The organism is Peptoniphilus hominis (ex Hitch et al. 2025) (genome assembly GCF_040096015.1).
GTDB lineage: Bacteria > Bacillota > Clostridia > Tissierellales > Peptoniphilaceae > Peptoniphilus_A > Peptoniphilus_A hominis.
In genome coordinates this window covers 1-1536 of sequence record NZ_JBBMFO010000063.1, presented here as the reverse complement: position 1 = coordinate 1536, position 1536 = coordinate 1, and the positions used below count along the sequence as shown (strand labels likewise).

Below are 1536 nucleotides of genomic sequence, written 5' to 3'. Positions count from 1 at the left end.
TGCGTATAAGTGCAATTTTTTTATATAAAAATATCTGTTAGAGATTTACTCCCCAACAGATATTATAGAGCCATTATTTAACTTCTACAGTTGCGCCAGCTTCTTCAAGTTTAGCTTTGATGTCGTCAGCTTCGTCTTTTGAAACGCCTTCTTTAACTGCTTTAGGTGCTCCGTCAACTACTGCCTTTGCATCTTTAAGTCCAAGTCCTGTAAGGTCTTTAACTACTTTTATAACTTTAACTTTTTCTTGTCCAGCTTCAGTGATGATTACATCAAATTCAGTTTGTTCTTCTCCTGCTGCTGCTGGAGCTGCGCCACCTGCTACTGGAGCTGCTGCTACTGCTGCTGGAGCTACTGCTGATACTCCGAATTCTTCTTCAAGAGCCTTAACTACTTCTGATAGTTCTAATACTGTAAGTTCCTTAACTTCTTCAATTAATTTTTCTACTTTTTCTGACATTTTATTTCCTCCGTAATTTTAATAATTTTAATTTTTTTGCATATTAATTATGCTGCTTCATTTTCTTTCTTTTCAGCGATTTGTGCAATAACTCTTGCAAATCCTGATAGTGTTCCATTTAATACATTAGCAAATCCTTGGATTGGTGCGTTCAAGCCACCAAGTACTTGTGCAACAAGAACTTCCTTAGATGGTAATTTAGCAAGTGCGTCAACTTCAGCAAGTGATAATACTTTTCCGTCAACATAACCTGCCTTAATTTCTAATGCATCATGACTTTCTGCAAACTCAGATGAAATTTTTGCTGCGGATGCTGGATCTTCCATTCCGAAAGCAATAGCGCTTGGTCCCTTTAAAAATTCTTCAAGACCACTTACTTCTAGTTCTTCAAAGGCACGTCTCATCATTGTGTTTTTATAAACTTTGTAGTCAACATTTGCTTCTCTAAACTTGCTTCTAAGTTCAGTTACTTCTTCAACTGTTAAACCTCTGTAGTTTACAAGTACAATTGATTGAGCTCCTTGAATTTTCTCTTTAATTTCATCAACTAGGGCTTGTTTTGATTGTAGTTTTTCTTCTTTCAATTTGTCACCCCCAAAATAAAAAAATCTCACGCCGCCGTGAGATGTGAAAATCAAATAAATCCGAATTTCAAACCTCGGTAGGACTTATGGCATTGCCACCTACTGTCTGCGGCTTAGTAACATTGATATTATATACAGTCTTTGGATCTTTGTCAATGATTATTTGTATTTATTTTTATTTTTTTCTTTCATCTTATCTATTTTTATTCCCTATTATTATATAGGATTTTATAAGGATTATAAAGTTTTTTCTATTTTTATCATTTAAAAATTATTTTAAACTTATTTTTATTATTTTTCCCAGCTCTTAAGCCTTACAAATTTCTCTCATACATCTTTATAAAAATATAAGCTCCAAAGTTTTCGGATCTTTTAAGCCTAAAAAACCTCGTCACGCTAATCTTCATTAAAAAAATAGGCTCTATAATATCTGTTGGGGAGTAAATCTCTAACAGATATTTTTATATAAAAAAATTGCACTTATACGCATTT

General features: G+C 33.3%; 2 protein-coding genes and 1 other annotated feature. Both genes read right to left on the bottom strand.

Annotation, left to right across the window (positions count from 1 at the left end; genetic code table 11):
* Positions 1–73 precede the first annotated feature (73 nt).
* Positions 74–460 carry a 50S ribosomal protein L7/L12 gene (rplL, locus tag WMO19_RS09670; RefSeq protein WP_349171664.1) on the bottom strand — a complete coding sequence of 129 codons (387 nt, stop codon included), beginning with the start codon at positions 458–460 and terminating at the stop codon, positions 74–76.
* Between the two features lie 47 nt (positions 461–507).
* Positions 508–1044 carry a 50S ribosomal protein L10 gene (rplJ, locus tag WMO19_RS09665; protein ID WP_349171662.1) on the bottom strand — a complete coding sequence of 179 codons (537 nt, stop codon included), beginning with the start codon at positions 1042–1044 and terminating at the stop codon, positions 508–510.
* A gap of 8 nt (positions 1045–1052) precedes the next feature.
* Positions 1053–1174, bottom strand: a sequence feature (ribosomal protein L10 leader region).
* Positions 1175–1536 lie beyond the last annotated feature (362 nt).